This is a genomic window from gamma proteobacterium symbiont of Lampromicra miyakona (genome assembly GCF_059730895.1).
This window is the reverse complement of the sequence record NZ_AP035932.1, coordinates 2,933,997-2,951,458: the sequence shown is the minus strand read 5'-3', so window position 1 is coordinate 2,951,458 and position 17,462 is coordinate 2,933,997. Positions and strand designations below refer to the sequence as shown.

Here is a 17,462-nt window from a genome sequence, read left to right as displayed (position 1 = left end):
CCAGCCCGCAGTGCGGTCGCAATCAGCGCAGGCCGCTTTTCTGTTTCATCGCCGCCATCACGCTGGCCGCATTGGCCTGGTAATCGGCCAGGCCGCGCGCGCGCAGATGGCAGGCCGCACACTCACCACAGCCGTCGCCTTTGACGCCGTTGTAGCAGGTTAGCGTCTCCGATCGGACCAGCGGCAGCTGCTGCCAGTAGTCCGCCAGCGCCCAGGTTTCCGCTTTATTCAGCCACATCAGCGGCGTTTCAAAACGCACTTCGCGCGCCATGCCGAGAGTGACGGCGTTGTTCAGCGCTTTGACAAACTCGTCGCGGCAATCCGGGTAGCCGGAAAAATCGGTTTCACATACGCCGGTGATCACCGCTTCGGCTTCCACCTGATAGGCATAAATTGAGGCCAGCGTCAGAAACAGGATGTTACGTCCCGGCACGAAGGTGCTGGGCAGGCCGCTGGCCTGTGGATTGTAGGCCGGCACCGGAATGTTATCGCGCGTCAGGCTGCTGACCGCCAGTTCATTGAGCAGCGTTACGTCCAGCACTTTGTGCGCCCGCGCGCCCAGCTGGTGCGCCAGCTCTGCGGCGACGTTGATCTCTTCGCGATGGCGCTGACCATAATCAAAGGTCACGCAGTGCACTTCATCATACTGCTGCAGCGCCTGAATCAGACAGGTGGTGGAGTCTTGTCCGCCACTGAATACGACAACGGCTCGTTTCATGTTTTCTTCCCCATAAATCAGTGCGCCTATGGTACTGGCTCCGGCGCGGGCTGAACAGCACCGCCTGCGGCAGGCGGCGGGATCCAGGCGCGGGTGAAATCGAACCAGCCCATGCTGTTAAGCTGAATACCTTCGACGCCTGGCGGAGCAAACACCTGGTAGCGATAGTTAAACAGCGGCAGCAGATGGCCGTCGCGCATCAACTGCTGAAACAGCTGATGAATCGCGGCGCTGCGCAGTGCCGGACTGGCCTGACGGGCGATAGCGTGCAGCGGTGCCTGCAGTACCGCCGGACGCAGCGGTTGCCAGGCCGCATCATTTTCCAGCCAGTTCACCAGGGTAAACTGTGGCGCATCACCAATCAGACGGTCGCCCATGATGATGTCGGCGTCACTCAGATCGATGTCGTCGCGCCAGCTTTTGACGTCGTGAAATACGCAGGTGAGGGTACAGCCCTGTGCCGCCAGCAGCGGCACCAGCGCCTGGGCCATGACGTGCAGTTCGATGGGCAGGTGATAATGCAGCGTCAGCGTTGCGGGCAGTGTGCCCTCCGGGCGGTGCGGGGCGGGCAGCGGCCAGCCGGGCAGCAGCTCTGCGGTTGGTGTAATTAAGCCTTCATCCAGCGGCAGCTGCTGAATGACGCCGCTGTGCTGAATCAGCGCGAGCAGCGTTTTGGCCTGCGCCTGGCTGAAGCGAGCCGAGAAACGCGGCGCCAGGTAACAGAAACCGAGACTGATGCTGCGATCCACCGGCCGCAGCGTGTCCAGCTCGTCGGGATCGCCAATGGCGATCTGCACCGGATGGCGACAGCTGGTGCCCAGCCCGCGATCGAACAGCTGCGGTGTAATCCAGTATTCCACTACCTGAATCAGCGGACGCTGATGGTGCCAGCGCGCATGGCTCTCCAGCCGCACCAGCTCGCGGGTAAAGTGCGTCAGGCGCCACGGTCCGCTGCCGGTATCGGCATGCTCCGGATGCGGCAGCAGGCAAAACTGATGCGCCAGCCGCTGCGGCAGCCAGTAATCGCTGGTGCGCAGCTGGATACGCAGTGCCAGCGGATGTGGCGCATCGATGTGTTCCACCGCCGCCAGCAGACGGCCGCCCTGCGGCGTCTGCATGATACGTTGCAACTGCTGGACCAGCTGTGCCGCCTGCACCGGTTCGTCGTTGTGCCAGCTGAGCAGTGGCCGCAGCCAGAAATACCATTCGCGGCCCTGCGCATCGTGCTGCCAGTGATGTGCCAGATCGCCCTCGACATCATCCGCGTTAAAGCGCGTCAGGCCGGAAAAAATCTGGCGTACCAGATGCTGCTCGGCGCGTCCGGTGAGCTGCAGCGGATCCAGCGCCTCCATCGCGCGATAATAGGGAATGCGCAGCACCGGCGCCTGATTCTGCCACTGGCCGCCCATCAGTGGGCGCAGCATTTTCACCAGCCGTTCAGGCGCGACATCCAGCACCTGCAGCGCCTGTACCGCTTCACCGGCTGCCAGCTGCTGGCTGAGCAATTGCTGACGCAGCTGTTCGGGAGAGAGCAGAAAGCGCAGTTCGCCCTGTTTACCGCGTCCCGCCGCACCGTGCCACTGCAGCCAGCCCGCCTGCTGCCACTGCCGCAGCAGGGTACGCACGTGGCGCTCGCTGCAAAAGCAGTGCTGCGCCATGGCCGCAACGCTGATGCGCTGCGCTTCGCCCTGGCTAAGCTGCCACAGGCGCTGAAACTGATTAACCCGATGAAGCTGTCGCATGATTAAACCCGGAACAGTTTTTTGAAAGTATTCACTATTAGTTCCGTAATTACCAGGCGATAGTAAACCCCTCATTCAGACCGGAGAGTTGCTATGGCCCGCCTCGCGGCATTTGATATGGACGGTACACTGCTGCTGCCTACCCACCGTTTAGGTGCGGAGACGCTGCAGAGCCTCAACGCCCTACACCAGCGTGGCGTTACACTGGCGTTTGCCACGGGGCGTCACCTGCTGGATATGCAGGCAGTACGCCAGCAGATCACCTTGCCCGCCTGGCTGATCACCGGTAACGGCACGCGCATTCACGATGTCGAGGGCAGGCAGCTGTACGGCTGTGATTTAGCGCCGTCGGTGGCGGAAGAGGTATTGCACAGTCACTGGCAAACTCCCGCATCGATCCACATCTTTAATGACGAAGGCTGGTTTACCGATAAACCGCTCCCGGGATTGCTGGAAGCGCACGCGATGAGCGGGTTTCACTATCAGCTGCGTGATTTACGCCGCATGCCGGCACATGAAGTCACCAAGATCTGCTTTATCGCGCCGTATGAGATGCTGCTGGCGCTGAAGATTGAACTGCAACAGGCGCTCGGCGATCGCGCCAGCCTGTGCTTCTCCGCCAGGGAGTGTCTGGAAGTTTTACCGTTGGATTGCCACAAAGGCGCCGCGCTGGCGCGGCTGTGCCAGCATCTGTCTCTGTCGCTGGCGGATTGCATGGCATTTGGCGATGCGATGAACGACCGCGAAATGCTTGAGCGCGTCGGGCGTGGTTTTATCATGGGCAACGCCATGCATCAGCTCAAAACCTCGCTGCCCCATTTACCGATTATTGGCCATTGCGAGACACAGGCGGTGTCTCACTACTTAAATCACTGGATGACCACACCACACCTCGATTATTCCCCCGAATGCTGAGGCTTACAGTGAACCGGACAGGATGTCCGGTTTTTTATTGCAGCTCGCGCTGCCACGCCTGAATATCGCCGATCTGCTCAGCGACCCACTGCGGATTGTAATAGGTATCCGGATAGCGCTCGCCGCTGTCACACAGCAGCGTGACCAGCGCGGCGGACTGCCCCTGCGCACGCAGCCGTTTTGCCACCTGCAGCATGCCCCAGAAATTGGTGCCGGTAGAGGCGCCCGGACGCCGGCCGAGAATCTGCTCCAGCCTTAACATGGCCGCCACGGTGGCGCCGTCGGGCACTTTCATCATTTCGTCAATCACATCCGGTAAAAACGACGGCTCAACGCGCGGGCGACCAATCCCCTCAATCAGGCTGCCACGCTCGCTGCGCAGCGTGCGATCGCGGCTGTGCCAGTAATCGAAAAACACCGAGTGCTGCGGATCGACCACCAGCAGGCGCGTGTCGTGGCCCTGATAGCGGATGTAGCGCCCCAGCGTAGCCGAGGTGCCGCCGGTGCCGGCGCTCATGATCAGGGTGTGCGGCACCGGGAAGGGTTCATGCGCCATCTGGCGGAAAATGCTTTCGGCAATATTATTGTTGCCGCGCCAGTCGGTGGCGCGTTCGGCGTAGGTAAACTGATCCATAAAATGGCCGTTGAGTTCACGCGCCAGACGCTCGGATTCGCTATACAGCTGGCACGGATCGGCGACGAAGTGGCACTCCCCGCCGTAAAAGCGGATCAGCTCGATTTTGCGCCGCGCGGTACTGGCTGGCATTACGGCGATAAACGGCAGGCCGAGCAGACGGGCAAAATAGGCTTCCGACACCGCGGTGCTGCCGGAGGAGGCTTCGATGATCGGCGTGTTTTCGCCAATCCAGCCATTGGCCAGACCATAGAGAAACAGCGAACGCGCCAGGCGATGTTTCAGGCTGCCGCTTGGATGGGTGCTTTCATCCTTAAGATAAAAGCGAATGCCGGGGAAATCGTCCAGCGTAAAACGGATCAGGTGCGTATCAGCGGAGCGCTGAAAGTCGGCGTTAATTTCATTGATAGCGTGGCGAACCCAGGGCGTTTGCATGGTGCGATTCCGGCAGCGAGATTGCGCTCAGTGTAAGGCACTGGCAGGAAAAAGAGGTTGCTAAAATTTGGTTATAATTGGCAAATAAGAGAAAATTTTTCTCCTGAGGTGGCGAATGCTAGATAAAACTGACCGCACACTGCTGGCGCTGCTGCAAAAAGACTGCACGCTGTCGCTGCAGGCGCTGGCCGATGCGGTGAATCTCACCACCACGCCGTGCTGGAAACGCCTGAAAAAGCTGGAAGATGATGGCATTATTCGGGCGCGCGTCGCGTTGCTGGATGGTGAAAAGCTCGGCCTGTCGCTCACCGCCTTTATGCTGATCAAAACCCAGCAGCACAGCAGCGACTGGTTTCAGCAGTTTGTCGCGGTGGTACAGCAGATGCCGGAAGTGATGGCCTTCTACCGCATGGCGGGCGAGTACGACTACCTGCTGCGCATTCAGGTGGCCGATATGAAGAGCTACGACGCGTTTTACAAGCGTCTGGTTAACGGCGTGCCGGGACTGATTGACGTCACCTCCAGCTTCGCTATGGAAGAGATTAAATACACCACCGCCTTGCCGGTAGCGCCCTGAACGGGCATCACAAGAGATTGTTTTGTGCGATTATTCAGCCAGTTAAGTTGGTATTTTTTGCGCGAGTGGCGGCGCTATCTGGGCGCCATCAGCTTGCTGATTATCATTGCGCTGCTGCAGCTGCTGCCTCCGCATCTGGTCGGCGTGATTGTCGACGGCGTGACCCAGCACAGCCTGACGCGCGGCGAAATTTTTCTGTGGATCGGCGTGATGCTGGTGACCGCAGTGATTGTCTATTTGCTGCGCTACGTCTGGCGCGTGCTGTTGTTCGGCGCCTCTTACCAGCTGGCGGTGGAGCTGCGCGAAGATTTTTACCGCCAGCTTAGTCGCCAGCATCCGGCGTTTTACCTGCGCCACCGCACCGGCGATCTGATTGCCCGCGCCACCAACGATGTCGACCGTGTGGTGTTTGCCGCCGGTGAAGGCGTGCTGACGCTGGTGGATTCGCTGGTGATGGGGCTGGTGGTACTGGCGGTAATGAGCGTGCAGATCAGCTGGGAGCTGACGCTGCTGGCCCTGATTCCGATGCCGCTGATGGCACTGGCGATCCAGAAAGATGGTGCACGTCTGCATCAGCGCTTCAAAGTGGCGCAGGCAGCGTTCTCCAGCCTGAACGACCAAACGCAGGAGAGCCTGACCAGCATCCGCATGATCAAAGCCTTTGGCCTGGAAGATCATCAGTCGAGCCAGTTTGCCGATATCGCCAGCGACACCGGCCGCAAAAATCTGCACGTGGCGCGCGTTGATGCGCGCTTCGATCCCATCATTTATATCGCCGTGGGCTTTTCGAATTTGCTGGCGATTGGCGGTGGCGGCTGGATGGTGTGGCACGGTTCACTGACGCTCGGGCAGCTCACCAGCTTCGTCATGTACTTAGGGCTGATGATTTGGCCGATGCTGGCGCTGGCGTGGATGATTAACATCGTCGAGCGCGGCAGCGCGGCCTGGAGCCGTATTGGTGCGCTGCTGGCGGAAGCGCCTGCGGTTGAGGATGGTCAGCAGCCACTGCCGGTGGAAGCGGGCGTGCTGCAGGTGGCGATCCGCGCCTTCCACTATCCGGCGAGCAGCGCGCCGGTGCTGAGCGACGTGCATTTCCAGCTACAACCCGGGCAGATGCTTGGGCTGTGCGGGCCTACCGGCTGCGGCAAAAGCACGCTGCTGAGCCTGATTCAGCGCCATTTTGATATCGATCAGGGCGAGATTTGCTATCACGCCATTCCGCTGCCGCAGCTGCGGCTGGACAGCTGGCGCAGCCGGCTGGCGGTGGTCAGTCAGACGCCGTTCCTGTTTTCCGATACCGTTGCGAATAACCTGGCGCTGGGCCGCCCGGAGGCAACGCAGGAAGAGATCGAGCGCGTGGCGCAGATGGCCTGCGTGCACGATGACATTCTGCGTCTGCCGCAGGGTTACGCTACCGAAGTGGGTGAGCGCGGTGTCATGCTCTCTGGCGGGCAGAAACAGCGCATCGCCATTGCGCGTGCGCTGTTGCTCAACGCGGAGATTCTGATCCTCGACGATGCGCTGTCGGCGGTTGATGGCCGTACCGAACATGAAATCCTGCATAACCTGCGCCAGTGGGGCAAAGGGCGCACGCTGATCATCAGCGCGCATCGGCTGTCGGCGCTGACCGAAGCCAGCGAGATTCTGGTATTGCAGCAGGGCGCAGTGGCACAGCGTGGCGATCACGATACGCTGGCGGCGCAGCCGGGCTGGTATCGCGATATGTATCGCTATCAGCAGCTGGAAGCCGCGCTGGATGAGGACGAGTCAGAACAGGGAGCCGACCATGGCTAAATCGCAACGCTTATGGCCAACGCTGAAACGCCTGCTGGCCTACGGCAAACCGTGGCGCAAATCGCTGTGGCTGGCCGTCGGCATGCTGTGGATCGCTGCCGCTGCCGAAGTCACCGGTCCGGTGCTGGTCAGCTATTTTATCGATAACCTGGTGGCAAAACACCAGATGCCGTGGGGCATCGTGGCCGGGCTGCTGGTGGGCTTTGTGCTGCTGCAGCTGCTGGCAGCGGGTTTGCACTATTTCCAGGCGCTGCTGTTTAACCGCGCGGCGATTGGTGTCGTGCAGCAACTGCGCGTCGACGTGATGAATGCGGCGCTGCGTCAGCCGCTCAGTGCCTTCGACACCCAGCCGGTGGGGCAGATTATCTCGCGCGTCACCAACGACACCGAAGTGATCAAAGATCTTTACGTCACGGTGGTGGCCACTGTGCTGCGCAGCGCTGCGCTGATTGGCGCGATGCTGGTGGCGATGTTTGCACTCGACTGGCGTATGGCGCTGGTGGCGCTGGTGATTTTCCCGCTGGTGTTAGCGGTGATGCTGATCTATCAGCGCTACAGCACGCCGATTGCGCGCCGCGTACGTAGCTATCTGGCCGAAATCAATAATGGCTTCAACGAAGTGATTAACGGCATGAGTGTAATCCAGCAGTTTCGCCAGCAGGCGCGCTTTGGCGAGCGCATGGGCGAAGCCAGCCGCTCGCACTATCTGGCGCGGATGGAGACGCTGCGGCTGGACGGCTTTCTGCTGCGTCCGCTGCTCAGCCTGTTTTCTGCACTGATTTTGTGCGGTCTGCTGATGCTGTTCAGCTTTGCCACGCCGGGTGTGTTTGAGGTTGGCGTGCTTTACGCCTTTATCACTTATCTTGGCCGCCTTAACGAGCCACTGATCGAGCTCACCACGCAGCAGTCAATGCTGCAGCAGGCGGTGGTATCGGGCGAGCGTATTTTTGAACTGATGGATGCGGCGCAGCAGGGCTACGGCAGTGACGCTCAGCCGCTGACTTCCGGGCGTATCACCCTGCGCGATGTCAGCTTTGCCTACCGCGACAACCGCGACGTGCTCAGCCATATCGATCTCGAGGTGCCGGCGCGCGGCTTCGTGGCACTGGTAGGCCATACCGGCAGCGGCAAAAGCACCTTAGCCAATCTGCTGATGGGCTACTATCCGGTGACGCGCGGCAGCATAGAACTGGATGGCCGCCCGCTGCGCCAGCTGACGCACGATGCGCTGCGCGGCAGCGTGGCGATGGTGCAACAGGATCCGGTGGTACTGGCCGATACGCTATTGGCCAACGTGCGTTTGGGACGCGATATCAGCGAAGAGGACGTGTGGCGTGCGCTGGAAAGGGTGCAGCTGGCACCGCTGGCCCGCGCGATGCGCGACGGCATTCATACCCGGCTCGGTGAGCAGGGGAACACGCTGTCGGTCGGGCAGAAGCAGCTGCTGGCGCTGGCGCGCGTGCTGGTGTCGCTGCCGCAGATTCTGATCCTCGATGAGGCCACTGCCAATATCGACTCAGGCACCGAGCAGGCGATTCAGCAGGCGCTGCGCACGCTGCGCCAGCACAGCACGCTGGTGGTGATTGCTCACCGTCTTTCCACCATTACCGAAGCGGATCAGATTCTGGTGCTGCACCGTGGTCAGGTGGTCGAACGTGGTACGCACACCGAACTGCTGGCGCAGCAGGGCCGTTACTGGCAGATGTACCAGCTGCAGCAGGCCGGCGATGAACTCGCGGCGGGCATACCCGCAACGGCAGAGGGGTGATTTGCACCTTTTTTGCGCAGATTTATCGGAATGTTCTGTATTGATGCACTCCTTTGAGGCCGCAAGCACCAAAGGAGTGCAGTAAAGTCCCACCTTTCTGTTTTTCCGAATGAAAACCTTGCCCGTTACGCCATACCGGAGCGCGATACTCTGCGCCCGGCAGCCTTAGCGCCCACTTTTGCCATTTGTGGCACAGCCTTTGCTTAACTCTCTGCGTGTCCGCGAAGACTCACCTATTTTTATATCCGGAGGGGAACGTATGAAGCTGGTTACCGTGGTAATCAAACCATTTAAGCTGGAGGACGTGCGTGAAGCCTTATCCTCCATTGGCATTCAGGGCCTGACCGTGACCGAAGTGAAAGGCTTCGGTCGTCAGAAAGGCCATGCAGAACTGTACCGCGGTGCCGAGTACAGCGTTAACTTCCTGCCAAAAGTAAAAATCGATATTGCGATTGCGGACGATCAGCTGGATGAAGTGGTGGATGTGATCAGCAAAGCCGCGTACACCGGCAAAATTGGCGACGGCAAAATTTTCGTCGCGGAACTGCAGCGCGTGATTCGTATTCGTACCGGCGAGACCGACGAAGCAGCACTGTAACTGGGGCTCTGAATTGTGATGGGATGGAAAGAAATGAATAAAGTAATGACTAAGTTGGGCCTCACCAGCCTGGCGCTGTTACCGTCTCTTGCGATGGCAGCTGCGCCTGCCGTAGCGGATAAAGCCGATAACGCGTTTATGATGATTTGTACCGCGCTGGTACTGTTCATGACAATTCCCGGCATTGCCCTGTTTTACGGCGGCCTGATTCGCGGCAAAAACGTGCTGTCGATGCTGACTCAGGTCGCGGTGACGTTCGCGTTAGTATGCGTACTGTGGATCGTCTACGGCTACTCGCTGGCGTTCAGCGAAGGCAACGCCTTCTTCGGTAACTTCCAGTGGGCAATGCTGAAAAATATCGAGCTGAAAGCGGTGATGGGTAGCTTCTATCAGTACATTCACGTGGCGTTCCAGGCTTCCTTTGCCTGTATTACCGTGGGGCTGATTGTTGGTTCGCTGGCTGAGCGTATTCGCTTCTCGGCGGTACTGATTTTCGTACTGGTGTGGCTGACGCTGGCCTATCTGCCTATCGCACATATGGTGTGGGCTGGCGGCTTCCTGGCACAGGATGGCGCGCTGGACTTCGCTGGCGGTACCGTGGTGCACATCAACGCCGCCGTTGCCGGTCTGGTTGGTGCTTACCTGGTAGGCAAGCGTGCTGGCTTCGGTAAAGAAGCGTTCAAGCCGCATAACCTGCCGATGGTGTTTACCGGTACCGCGATTCTGTACGTTGGCTGGTTCGGTTTCAACGCCGGCTCTGCGTCTTCCGCTAACGAAATCGCGGCGCTGGCCTTCCTGAATACCGTGGTGGCCACTGCGGGTGCCGTGCTGTCGTGGGTGTTCGGTGAGTGGGCGCTGCGCGGTAAGCCTTCACTGCTGGGTGCGTCTTCTGGCTTCATCGCCGGTCTGGTTGCCATCACGCCAGCCTGTGGTTATGTCGGCGTCGGCGGCGCACTGATTATCGGTCTGGCCGGTGGTCTGGCAGGTATCTGGGGTGTGACCACGCTGAAGAAATGGCTGCGCGTGGATGACCCGTGCGACGTGTTCGGTGTGCACGGCGTGTGCGGCATCCTCGGTTGTGTCCTGACCGGCGTGTTTGCCTCCTCGTCACTGGGCGGCGTGGGCTATGCAGAAGGCGTGACCATGGGCCATCAGGTTTGGGTTCAGCTGTTCAGCTGTGGCCTGACCATCGTCTGGTCTGGCGTGGTCGCCTTCATCGGCTTCAAGCTGGCAGATATGATTGTTGGCCTGCGCGTACCGGAAGAACAGGAACGTGAAGGTCTGGATGTGAACAGCCACGGCGAGAACGCTTACAACCAGTAAGTGCCGGCTGGCAGAAGAGCAGTGCGCTATAACTATAATGATGAGGAAGGGGCGAGATAATCGCCCCTTTTTTTATGCTTCGCGCTGACGCATCACCCCTTCCTGCACCGTCGTCGCCACCAGCGTGCCGTCCTGGCTGAAGAACTCACCGCGCACGAAGCCGCGCGCGCCGGACGCTGAAGTGCTTACCACGCTGTACAGGAGCCACTCCGAGAGATCGAATGGACGGTGGAACCACATGGAGTGGTCAATCGTCGCCACCTGCATATCCGGCTCAAGGAAGCCTTTGCCATGCGGCTGCAGCGCGACTGGCAGAAAGTTGAGATCGGAAGCGTAGCCCAGCAGATATTGATGAATGCGGCGATCGTCCGGCAGCTGGCCATTGGCACGCACCCAGACCTGGCGCAGCGGCTCATCAACGTGGCCTTTCAGCGGATTGTGGATCTGCACCGGACGGATATCCAGCGGGCGCTCGGCGAGGAATTTTTCTTTCAGCTTGAGCGGCAGGTGCGCAGCCAGTCGGTGGGCGAGATCCTGCTCGGAGGGCAGGTTATCGGGTCCCGGCACCTGCGGCATGCTGTTCTGATGTTCGAAGCCATCTTCCGGTGCCTGAAAGGAGGCGGTCATGTAGAAGATCGGCTGACCGTTTTGTACGGCGCTGACGCGGCGGGCGCTGAAGCTTTTGCCGTCGCGCAGGGTTTCCACATCGTAAATAATGGCTTTCTGGCTGTCGCCCGGGCGCAGAAAGTAGCTGTGGAAGGAGTGGATGATACGGGCTTCCGGCACGGTTTGTTTTGCCGCATACAGCGCCTGACCCACCACCTGGCCGCCAAACACCTGGCGCAGGCCGAGATCTTCACTCTGGCCGCGAAACAGGCCCTCTTCGAGTTTTTCCAGATTCAATAAATTAAGCAGGTTGTGCAGTGCCTGGCTCATAACGGATTCCTCAGTGATGCCAATGGCGTCAGTGTGAAAGATCCGACCAGTTTGCGCAACGCTTTTACCCGGTTTTCAGCAGGATGGCGGGGCTTCAGGCGCAAAGCGGATTTTTGTGCCAGAATTAACAGCAATCGGCGGTGGAAAACCCAGCCAATAAATTTACCGCCGACAATCATAGTGTTCATAAGGAGACGACATCGATGAAACTCTGGCATGTAATTAGCGGTATGACACTGGCGGTGGCAATCACAGGCTGTGCCGATCACAGTAAACCCGTGCCGACGCCAACTTTAGGCGCCAGCGTGGCCGGGCAGCCGTCGGCGATTGCCCAGCCGAACGTAAGCGGTTCCGTCTATATTCGCCAGCGTATTGCGCTGCCACCGGATGCGGTGCTGACCGTGACGCTGGCCGATGCGTCACTGGCGGACGCGCCGTCCAAAGTGCTGTCACAGCGTGTGGTTCGCACCGAGGGCAAACAGGCACCGTTCCAGTTTGTGCTGCCCTTTAACCCGGCTGATATCCAGCCGAACGCGCGCATTTTGCTGAGCGCAGCGATCACCATCGACGGCAAGCTGGCGTTTATCACCGATACGGTGAAACCGGTGATTAATCAGGGTGGAACGAAAGCGGAACTGCTGCTGGTACCGGTGACCAATATGGCGATGCCAACCCAGCCGGGCGCTGCTACCACCGTGCCTTCGACGTCGCCAACTCAGGTTACGCCGTCAGCCTCCGTGCCGGCACCAACCAGTCTGTAAGTTGAAACGGGAGACAGCGCGTTACGGAAGCTGCGCCAGAATGGCACTGCAGAAAGTAAAGGCGCTGTCTCGTCCCTGATCGCTCGGCACACGCCATCCCTGGCGTGTGACGCTTTACTTTCTGCAGTGCCATTCCCGCGCCTTAAAGGGAGTGCGGCCTGTCAGCATTAATACTCCCAGCGATACTTCGCCAGTTCAATTTCTCCCGCATCACTCACTTCAATACCTTCGGCTTCCAGCGCATCGCGCTGACGAAAAAGATCATCACCCTGCAGCGAAATACGACCATGACGATTAATCACGCGGAACCACGGCAGTTTACTGCCTGGCGGCAGGCGCCGCAGCACGCCGCCCACCTGACGTGCGGCGCGCGGTGAACCGGCCAGCAGCGCGACATCGCCGTAGGTCGTCACTTTACCGGCAGGAATAGCGGCAACAATTTGCCAGACGCGCTCGGAAAAATTGCTCTGTTCACTCACTGACGCACCTCGTCTGCGGGAAAAGCGCCACTTTAGCATGCGGTTGCGGCTATCTGCAGGGTTTTGCCGCCGGCCTGTTCAAGAAACCAACGGTTGCCCGGCCTGCGCTTGCAATTGCCAGGGGCTTCCCCGATAATGCCAGCGCTCTCAACATGAGAGCTCGTCAATGGGGGCCCTGTTGGTTCTCCCGCAACGCTAACTTGTGAACTCGGTCAGGTCCGGAAGGAAGCAGCCGCAGCAGGCGACGCGTGTGCCGGGATGTAGCTGGCAGGGCCTCCACCATTTCTGCCCATGTAAAATCCCTGCGCGCAATGCGGCACAGCACCGTATCGGCACTCCTTTGCCTGCCTGTCATCCGTGGAAATAAAGGTGAGTAACGAAACGACCTGCGGGGAGAAAACTTAGCGGACGTACTTCCAGACAGATCCGGGCACTTTGTCATAGAGCTTGTTCATGGTCAGCTCGGCCAGACGGTGATCGGCTGCGGAGTAGAATACCGCTAACTCATCATCGGGTAATTCATACTTGTTCTTTTCAATCACCCGTTCAAGGGTGTCAATTGAGCGACAACGACGCAGTCGCATCAAATAGTCTGTTTTTGTTAAGGCTGGGTTGCTCATAAATAAACCGGTCTCACTCTGATGCTAAAAGGAATGGCTGGGTTGCAGGAGATAAGCGCACTCTTCAGCAAACAGATTAAATAAGCGTTTTGCTGAACGTTGCCACCGTTGAAGATCCTGGGTATTGATTCCATAGCTGCTAAACAGCATAAAGGTATCATCAAGATATTCATCGATTTGCGTAATCAGCGCTTCATCTTCAACATGCTTAATTTTGTAATTCATCGTGAAAGAGGCGATATGCTCAATCAAATCGTTGAGCTGTAAATTGCCTGGCGAAGTGGGATCATTAACCCAGCCGTGATGGCTGTCGGTTAGCGTCGCCATACTTTCGTCAAACAGGTTCTCACACAGAAATTTAAGCTGGGCAATATCATGCCGTTTCGGTGAGTATTCGTCCATCTTTTTCCCCTCCATAGCGAGCACAGTTACCGCGACGCGGCGAGATTTGGAAAAGCTACCAGGGAGCGATCACGAATAAAAAGAATTCAGCGACCTTTTAAATATAATCCACAATCATTAGTTTTGCTCACCCAATTACTAAATATTACAATTCGTCGCACGGTGACGGGCGGGTATTGTCTATCACCTCAAACACCAGCGCACCGGGCGTTGTCTGGAACATAACTTCTTCACGTTGGGTAAAGGTTTCATTTAAATCAAGGCAGGGATTAAATAAATCCCACGTGAAATCGTAAAGCATTTTAAATCGTTTGTGGCCGACGGGCTGAATGGAAATAATGGTAAAACTGTCCGGAACTAATTGCGCGTTTTGAGAATACCACTGTAAATCGCCGGCAAGGTCCTGGGCTATTTTGAGAATATTCCCCTGGATAATCTGGCGTAACTTGCCGCAATCATCCTCATTCACGTCAATATCACTATGAATAATAGACTGCATTCTGCATCCCGTAAAAAGCAAGGAGTGTTCTATCATTGGCTTTCAGCTCTGACATTGCAAGCTATTGGTAAACAGAAAGGGCGATTGCTGCGATGGGCGCTGGCTTGATGGCACAAATCGCCTAGGCATTTCGCCGCTGATCAATTTTTGAAACACTTTCGTCCGCGCGTCGCGATGATGCAATCAGGTAGTATATTGTTATGTTATAACATTTTGTCTGCCTATCATGAATCACAGTGGATTACTTCTCTCGCTCGGCGGGCGCCTGCTGGTAGCGCTACTGCTGAGTAGCCTGCTGGCTCTAGCCGTCGTCTGGGGCCTGCACCAATGATGCGTTTTCATCGTCTGCAGGGCGGCTATCAGGGCAGGGCGGTGACGCCGGTGGTGAATGGCGAACTGGCGGCCGGCAGTATGACGGCACTGGTCGGGGCCAACGGAACGGGCAAATCAACCTTGCTCAAAACTATCGCCGGACTGCTGCCGCCGGTGGCGGGACGCTGTGAACTGCAGCTGCCGCGAAAAGCGCTGGGCTGGTTGCCGCAGCGCAGCGAGCTGGACACCCGCTTCCCGCTCACCGTCTATGAGCTGGTGGCAATGGGCTGCTGGCCGCGCTGCGGCTGGTTCGGTGGCATCACGCGTGCGCTGCGCCGGGAGATTGATGCCGCGCTGGAGGCGGTGCAGATGCGCGACTTCGCCACTGCGCAGCCCGCGATGCTCTCCGGCGGGCAGTTGCAGCGCGTGCTGTTTGCGCGCCTGATGCTCCAGCGCAGTCAGCTCTGGCTGCTGGACGAACCCTTCAACGGCATTGATACGCCGACGATAACCTTACTGATGTCGATTCTCGAACAGCAGCAGCGGGCGGGCACCACGCTGCTGGTGGTGCTGCACGACAAGCTGCTGGTGGCGCGCCATTTTCGTGACGTGCTGTCGCTGGATGAGCGTGACAGTGCGCAGCAACCGCGGCTGTGTCGGGTGGCGTCATGACGTTACTCCAGCCGTTTATTGAGTTTGGTTTTATGCGCCGGGCGCTGGTGGCCTGCATGGCGCTGGCGATCAGTGCGACGCCGCTCGGCGTCTTTCTCTCGCTGCGCCGTATGAGCCTGGTGGGCGATGCGCTGTCCCATGCGGTACTGCCGGGCGCCGCCATCGGCTATCTGGTATCCGGCCTGTCACTGGTAGCGATGGGCATTGGCGGCCTGATTGCCGGGCTGGCGGTGGCGCTGCTGTCCGGTGCGGTCAGCCGTTATACCCACCTGAAGGAAGATGCCAGCTTTTCCGGCTTCTATCTGGGTTCGCTGGCGCTCGGCGTCACGCTGGTATCACTGCGCGGTTCCAGTGTCGATCTGCTGCACGTGTTGTTCGGCTCGCTGTTGGCGGTGGATAACGGCGCGATTGTGCTGGTTGGCAGCATCGCCGCGTTCACCCTGCTGATGCTGGCCGTGATCTTCCGGCCGCTGGTCATTGATGCCTTTGATCCTGATTTTCTGCGTGCGCAGGGGAAATGGAGCGCACCGCTGGTGCACGGCATTTTCCTCACGCTGGTGGTGCTGAATCTGGTGGCGGGTTTTCAGGTGCTCGGCACGCTGATGTCCGTTGGGCTGATGATGCTGCCCGCCACCAGCGCGCGCTTCTGGAGCCGTCACCTTACGCGCATGCTGGCGATTGCCATGCTGCTGGCGCTGATCGCCGCCTTTATCGGCCTGTTGCTCTCCTGGCACTATGCCCTGCCTGCCGGACCGGCGGTGGTACTGAGTGCGGCCGTACTGTTTTTGCTGTCAGTGTTGACAGGACCATGTGGCGGCCTGCTGCGCCGTCGATAATAAGATGACAAGGGGATAGGTATGAAGAAGTTACCGTTGAGTCTGGCGATTGGCGCGATGCTGATTAGCCCGCTGACGCTGGCAAAAACCGTTGATGCCGTAGCCAGTTTTACCGTGCTGGCAGACATCGTTAAACAGGTCGGTGGCGATCACGTTAAGGTGAAATCGCTGGTGGGGCCGGATGGCGATCCGCACACCTTTGAGCCCACGCCGCAGGATAGCCAGGCGCTGGCGCAGGCCGATGTGGTGTTCGTCAGCGGGCTGGGCATGGAAGGCTGGATGGACCGGCTGATTAGCGCGTCCGGCTACAAGGGCACGGTGGTGGTCGCCTCGAATGGTGTCAATACGCGCAAAATGGAGGAGGATGGCAAAACCATCACCGATCCACACGCGTGGAACAGCATGCACAACGGCGTGATCTACGCCACCAACGTGATGAACGCGCTGATCAAAGCCGATCCGGATGATGCTGCCGACATCCGTCACAGCGGTGAACGCTATATTCAGCAGTTGCAGAAGCTGGATAGCTGGGCCAAAAGTGAATTTGCCGGCGTGGCGCAAAGTAAACGCAAGGTACTCACCAGCCATGATGCCTTTGGCTACTTCGGCCAGCGCTACGGCGTGACGTTCCTCGCGCCGGTGGGCTTCTCAACCGAAGCGGAAGCCAGCGCCAGCGATGTCGCCGCTATCATCAAACAGCTCCGGGCCGAGCATATCACCACCTACTTTATGGAGAACCAGACCGATCCGCGTCTGGTGAAACAGATCGCCAGTGAAACCGGTGCGCAACCCGGTGGCGAGCTCTATCCGGAAGCGCTGTCAGCGGCCAGCGGGCCGGCGCCCACCTATGAGGCGGCGTTTAAGCACAACGTGGAAACTCTGCTGCACAGCATGAAGTAAAAAAAAGGCCGGGGAGCATCCCGGCCAATTATCACGACACTTTCCTAACGTTTTTTCTTTCTTCCCTGCACCGCCTTAAAGCGCGGGTTGGTTTTGCAAATCACATAAATACGACCTTTACGCCGCACGACTTTGCAATCTTTGTGACGGGTCTTGGCAGACCGCAATGAACTGACAACTTGCATGTGGCTGAACTCCGGTTATTTGCTGCGCGTCAGGAAGCTGCCAAAACGCTTGTTGAAGCGCGCGGCGCTGCCCTCTTTGGCAAACTCTTTCTGTTTACCGGTGTAGTAAACGTGCGACTTCGACGACACATCGAGCGTGACGTACGGCAGCTCTTCGCCCTCAAACTGGATGGTACGATCGGTCTGAATCGTCGAGCCGACTTTGAAGTATTCGTCGACGGTGGTGTCATGGAACACCACAGGACGGTAGTGCGGATGAATGTTTGGTTTCATAATAGTGCTCTCGTGTAATGTTATAATATAACAATATTATGAACCTCACGCCGCAGGATTGCAACCACGCGTCCGGTGCGGGT

21 protein-coding genes and 1 other RNA gene are annotated in these 17,462 nt (G+C 58.5%); 11 read left to right on the top strand and 11 right to left on the bottom strand.

Annotation, left to right across the window (positions count from 1 at the left end; translation table 11 throughout):
* Nucleotides 1-22 precede the first annotated feature (22 nt).
* Nucleotides 23-718 carry a 7-cyano-7-deazaguanine synthase QueC gene (gene queC, locus AC6I8P_RS13890; protein WP_152391290.1) on the bottom strand — a complete coding sequence of 232 codons (696 nt, stop codon included), beginning with the start codon at nt 716-718 and terminating at the stop codon, nt 23-25.
* A 26-nt stretch (nt 719-744) separates the two neighbouring features.
* Nucleotides 745-2,460: an SgrR family transcriptional regulator gene (locus AC6I8P_RS13885; RefSeq protein WP_481657786.1), complete on the bottom strand. Its 1,716-nt coding sequence runs from the start codon at nt 2,458-2,460 to the stop codon at nt 745-747.
* Between the two features lie 93 nt (nt 2,461-2,553).
* Between AC6I8P_RS13885 and cof the strand changes: the two genes are divergently transcribed.
* The gene (gene cof, locus AC6I8P_RS13880; protein WP_058775233.1) at nt 2,554-3,375 is read left to right on the top strand and encodes an HMP-PP phosphatase; all 822 of its coding nucleotides are present in this window, start codon (nt 2,554-2,556) and stop codon (nt 3,373-3,375) included.
* Between the two features lie 34 nt (nt 3,376-3,409).
* Here cof and AC6I8P_RS13875 read toward each other — a convergent pair whose 3' ends face one another.
* Nucleotides 3,410-4,444, bottom strand: coding sequence for a PLP-dependent cysteine synthase family protein (locus AC6I8P_RS13875; protein ID WP_021507195.1), 1,035 nt, complete (start codon nt 4,442-4,444; stop codon nt 3,410-3,412).
* A 115-nt stretch (nt 4,445-4,559) separates the two neighbouring features.
* Between AC6I8P_RS13875 and AC6I8P_RS13870 the strand changes: the two genes are divergently transcribed.
* From AC6I8P_RS13870 to amtB, 5 genes are all read left to right on the top strand, one after another.
* A complete protein-coding gene (locus AC6I8P_RS13870) occupies nt 4,560-5,021 on the top strand; it encodes an Lrp/AsnC family transcriptional regulator (protein ID WP_021507196.1) in 462 nt (153 codons plus the stop codon).
* A 24-nt stretch (nt 5,022-5,045) separates the two neighbouring features.
* Entirely contained in the window at nt 5,046-6,815 is a 1,770-nt protein-coding gene (locus tag AC6I8P_RS13865) for a SmdA family multidrug ABC transporter permease/ATP-binding protein (RefSeq protein ID WP_159377432.1), read from the top strand.
* The gene (locus AC6I8P_RS13860) at nt 6,808-8,583 is read left to right on the top strand and encodes a SmdB family multidrug efflux ABC transporter permease/ATP-binding protein (RefSeq protein WP_238561125.1); all 1,776 of its coding nucleotides are present in this window, start codon (nt 6,808-6,810) and stop codon (nt 8,581-8,583) included. The genes AC6I8P_RS13865 and AC6I8P_RS13860 overlap by 8 nt, the downstream gene beginning before the upstream one ends.
* Before the next feature lie 259 nt (nt 8,584-8,842).
* On the top strand, nt 8,843-9,181 hold the full coding sequence (gene glnK, locus AC6I8P_RS13855) for a P-II family nitrogen regulator (protein WP_007886947.1): 339 nt from the start codon (nt 8,843-8,845) through the stop codon (nt 9,179-9,181).
* A 33-nt stretch (nt 9,182-9,214) separates the two neighbouring features.
* On the top strand, nt 9,215-10,504 hold the full coding sequence (gene amtB / locus AC6I8P_RS13850; RefSeq protein ID WP_058757951.1) for an ammonium transporter AmtB: 1,290 nt from the start codon (nt 9,215-9,217) through the stop codon (nt 10,502-10,504).
* Between the two features lie 72 nt (nt 10,505-10,576).
* On the opposite strand, the gene tesB is transcribed toward amtB, so the two are convergent.
* The gene (gene tesB / locus AC6I8P_RS13845; protein ID WP_088516247.1) at nt 10,577-11,440 is read right to left on the bottom strand and encodes an acyl-CoA thioesterase II; all 864 of its coding nucleotides are present in this window, start codon (nt 11,438-11,440) and stop codon (nt 10,577-10,579) included.
* The gene (locus AC6I8P_RS13840) at nt 11,437-11,628 is read right to left on the bottom strand and encodes a hypothetical protein (protein ID WP_125309056.1); all 192 of its coding nucleotides are present in this window, start codon (nt 11,626-11,628) and stop codon (nt 11,437-11,439) included. The genes tesB and AC6I8P_RS13840 overlap by 4 nt, the downstream gene beginning before the upstream one ends.
* Before the next feature lie 15 nt (nt 11,629-11,643).
* On the opposite strand from AC6I8P_RS13840, the gene AC6I8P_RS13835 reads away from it, so the two are divergent.
* A complete protein-coding gene (locus tag AC6I8P_RS13835; protein WP_021507201.1) occupies nt 11,644-12,201 on the top strand; it encodes a YbaY family lipoprotein in 558 nt (185 codons plus the stop codon).
* Nucleotides 12,202-12,368: 167 nt separating this feature from the next.
* Here AC6I8P_RS13835 and AC6I8P_RS13830 read toward each other — a convergent pair whose 3' ends face one another.
* On the bottom strand, nt 12,369-12,680 hold the full coding sequence (locus AC6I8P_RS13830) for an MGMT family protein (RefSeq protein WP_021507202.1): 312 nt from the start codon (nt 12,678-12,680) through the stop codon (nt 12,369-12,371).
* Nucleotides 12,681-12,856: 176 nt separating this feature from the next.
* On the opposite strand from AC6I8P_RS13830, the gene ffs reads away from it, so the two are divergent.
* An RNA gene (gene ffs / locus AC6I8P_RS13825) (signal recognition particle sRNA small type) lies at nt 12,857-12,953 on the top strand.
* 128 nt (nt 12,954-13,081) lie between these two features.
* On the opposite strand, the gene AC6I8P_RS13820 is transcribed toward ffs, so the two are convergent.
* The 3 genes from AC6I8P_RS13820 to AC6I8P_RS13810 all read right to left on the bottom strand — a co-directional run bounded on the left by AC6I8P_RS13820 (nt 13,082) and on the right by AC6I8P_RS13810 (nt 14,201).
* Complete coding sequence (locus tag AC6I8P_RS13820) at nt 13,082-13,300, bottom strand: HHA domain-containing protein (protein WP_021507203.1); 219 nt, start codon at nt 13,298-13,300, stop codon at nt 13,082-13,084.
* 24 nt (nt 13,301-13,324) lie between these two features.
* Entirely contained in the window at nt 13,325-13,702 is a 378-nt protein-coding gene (gene tomB / locus AC6I8P_RS13815; RefSeq protein ID WP_481657785.1) for an Hha toxicity modulator TomB, read from the bottom strand.
* 145 nt (nt 13,703-13,847) lie between these two features.
* Nucleotides 13,848-14,201 carry a hypothetical protein gene (locus AC6I8P_RS13810; RefSeq protein WP_031279656.1) on the bottom strand — a complete coding sequence of 118 codons (354 nt, stop codon included), beginning with the start codon at nt 14,199-14,201 and terminating at the stop codon, nt 13,848-13,850.
* 327 nt (nt 14,202-14,528) lie between these two features.
* On the opposite strand from AC6I8P_RS13810, the gene AC6I8P_RS13805 reads away from it, so the two are divergent.
* From AC6I8P_RS13805 to AC6I8P_RS13795, 3 genes are read left to right on the top strand one after another with little or no spacing between them, the layout of a single operon-like run.
* Nucleotides 14,529-15,185, top strand: a complete 657-nt coding sequence (locus tag AC6I8P_RS13805; protein ID WP_059012360.1) for a metal ABC transporter ATP-binding protein — start codon at nt 14,529-14,531, stop codon at nt 15,183-15,185.
* Nucleotides 15,182-16,021, top strand: a complete 840-nt coding sequence (locus AC6I8P_RS13800; RefSeq protein ID WP_021507206.1) for a metal ABC transporter permease — start codon at nt 15,182-15,184, stop codon at nt 16,019-16,021. Before AC6I8P_RS13805 ends, AC6I8P_RS13800 begins: the two co-directional genes overlap by 4 nt.
* Nucleotides 16,022-16,042: 21 nt before the next feature.
* The gene (locus AC6I8P_RS13795) at nt 16,043-16,921 is read left to right on the top strand and encodes a metal ABC transporter substrate-binding protein (protein ID WP_058769397.1); all 879 of its coding nucleotides are present in this window, start codon (nt 16,043-16,045) and stop codon (nt 16,919-16,921) included.
* Nucleotides 16,922-16,965: 44 nt separating this feature from the next.
* On the opposite strand, the gene ykgO is transcribed toward AC6I8P_RS13795, so the two are convergent.
* Together ykgO and AC6I8P_RS13785 are read right to left on the bottom strand one after the other, a co-directional pair.
* Nucleotides 16,966-17,106, bottom strand: coding sequence for a type B 50S ribosomal protein L36 (gene ykgO, locus AC6I8P_RS13790; RefSeq protein ID WP_010616859.1), 141 nt, complete (start codon nt 17,104-17,106; stop codon nt 16,966-16,968).
* A 15-nt stretch (nt 17,107-17,121) separates the two neighbouring features.
* Nucleotides 17,122-17,379 carry a type B 50S ribosomal protein L31 gene (locus AC6I8P_RS13785; protein WP_021507208.1) on the bottom strand — a complete coding sequence of 86 codons (258 nt, stop codon included), beginning with the start codon at nt 17,377-17,379 and terminating at the stop codon, nt 17,122-17,124.
* Nucleotides 17,380-17,462 lie beyond the last annotated feature (83 nt).

Bases quoted from the DNA above. Each gene is read 5' to 3' on its own strand.
- queC (WP_152391290.1), bottom strand. From the start codon at position 718: ATGAAACGAGCCGTTGTCGTATTCAGTGGCGGACAAGACTCCACCACC.
- AC6I8P_RS13885 (WP_481657786.1), bottom strand. From the start codon at position 2,460: ATGCGACAGCTTCATCGGGTTAATCAGTTTCAGCGCCTGTGGCAGCTT.
- cof (WP_058775233.1), top strand. From the start codon at position 2,554: ATGGCCCGCCTCGCGGCATTTGATATGGACGGTACACTGCTGCTGCCT.
- AC6I8P_RS13875 (WP_021507195.1), bottom strand. From the start codon at position 4,444: ATGCAAACGCCCTGGGTTCGCCACGCTATCAATGAAATTAACGCCGAC.
- AC6I8P_RS13870 (WP_021507196.1), top strand. From the start codon at position 4,560: ATGCTAGATAAAACTGACCGCACACTGCTGGCGCTGCTGCAAAAAGAC.
- AC6I8P_RS13860 (WP_238561125.1), top strand. From the start codon at position 6,808: ATGGCTAAATCGCAACGCTTATGGCCAACGCTGAAACGCCTGCTGGCC.
- glnK (WP_007886947.1), top strand. From the start codon at position 8,843: ATGAAGCTGGTTACCGTGGTAATCAAACCATTTAAGCTGGAGGACGTG.
- amtB (WP_058757951.1), top strand. From the start codon at position 9,215: ATGAATAAAGTAATGACTAAGTTGGGCCTCACCAGCCTGGCGCTGTTA.
- tesB (WP_088516247.1), bottom strand. From the start codon at position 11,440: ATGAGCCAGGCACTGCACAACCTGCTTAATTTATTGAATCTGGAAAAA.
- AC6I8P_RS13840 (WP_125309056.1), bottom strand. From the start codon at position 11,628: ATGAACACTATGATTGTCGGCGGTAAATTTATTGGCTGGGTTTTCCAC.
- AC6I8P_RS13835 (WP_021507201.1), top strand. From the start codon at position 11,644: ATGAAACTCTGGCATGTAATTAGCGGTATGACACTGGCGGTGGCAATC.
- AC6I8P_RS13820 (WP_021507203.1), bottom strand. From the start codon at position 13,300: ATGAGCAACCCAGCCTTAACAAAAACAGACTATTTGATGCGACTGCGT.
- tomB (WP_481657785.1), bottom strand. From the start codon at position 13,702: ATGGACGAATACTCACCGAAACGGCATGATATTGCCCAGCTTAAATTT.
- AC6I8P_RS13810 (WP_031279656.1), bottom strand. From the start codon at position 14,201: ATGCAGTCTATTATTCATAGTGATATTGACGTGAATGAGGATGATTGC.
- AC6I8P_RS13805 (WP_059012360.1), top strand. From the start codon at position 14,529: ATGATGCGTTTTCATCGTCTGCAGGGCGGCTATCAGGGCAGGGCGGTG.
- AC6I8P_RS13800 (WP_021507206.1), top strand. From the start codon at position 15,182: ATGACGTTACTCCAGCCGTTTATTGAGTTTGGTTTTATGCGCCGGGCG.
- AC6I8P_RS13795 (WP_058769397.1), top strand. From the start codon at position 16,043: ATGAAGAAGTTACCGTTGAGTCTGGCGATTGGCGCGATGCTGATTAGC.
- ykgO (WP_010616859.1), bottom strand. From the start codon at position 17,106: ATGCAAGTTGTCAGTTCATTGCGGTCTGCCAAGACCCGTCACAAAGAT.
- AC6I8P_RS13785 (WP_021507208.1), bottom strand. From the start codon at position 17,379: ATGAAACCAAACATTCATCCGCACTACCGTCCTGTGGTGTTCCATGAC.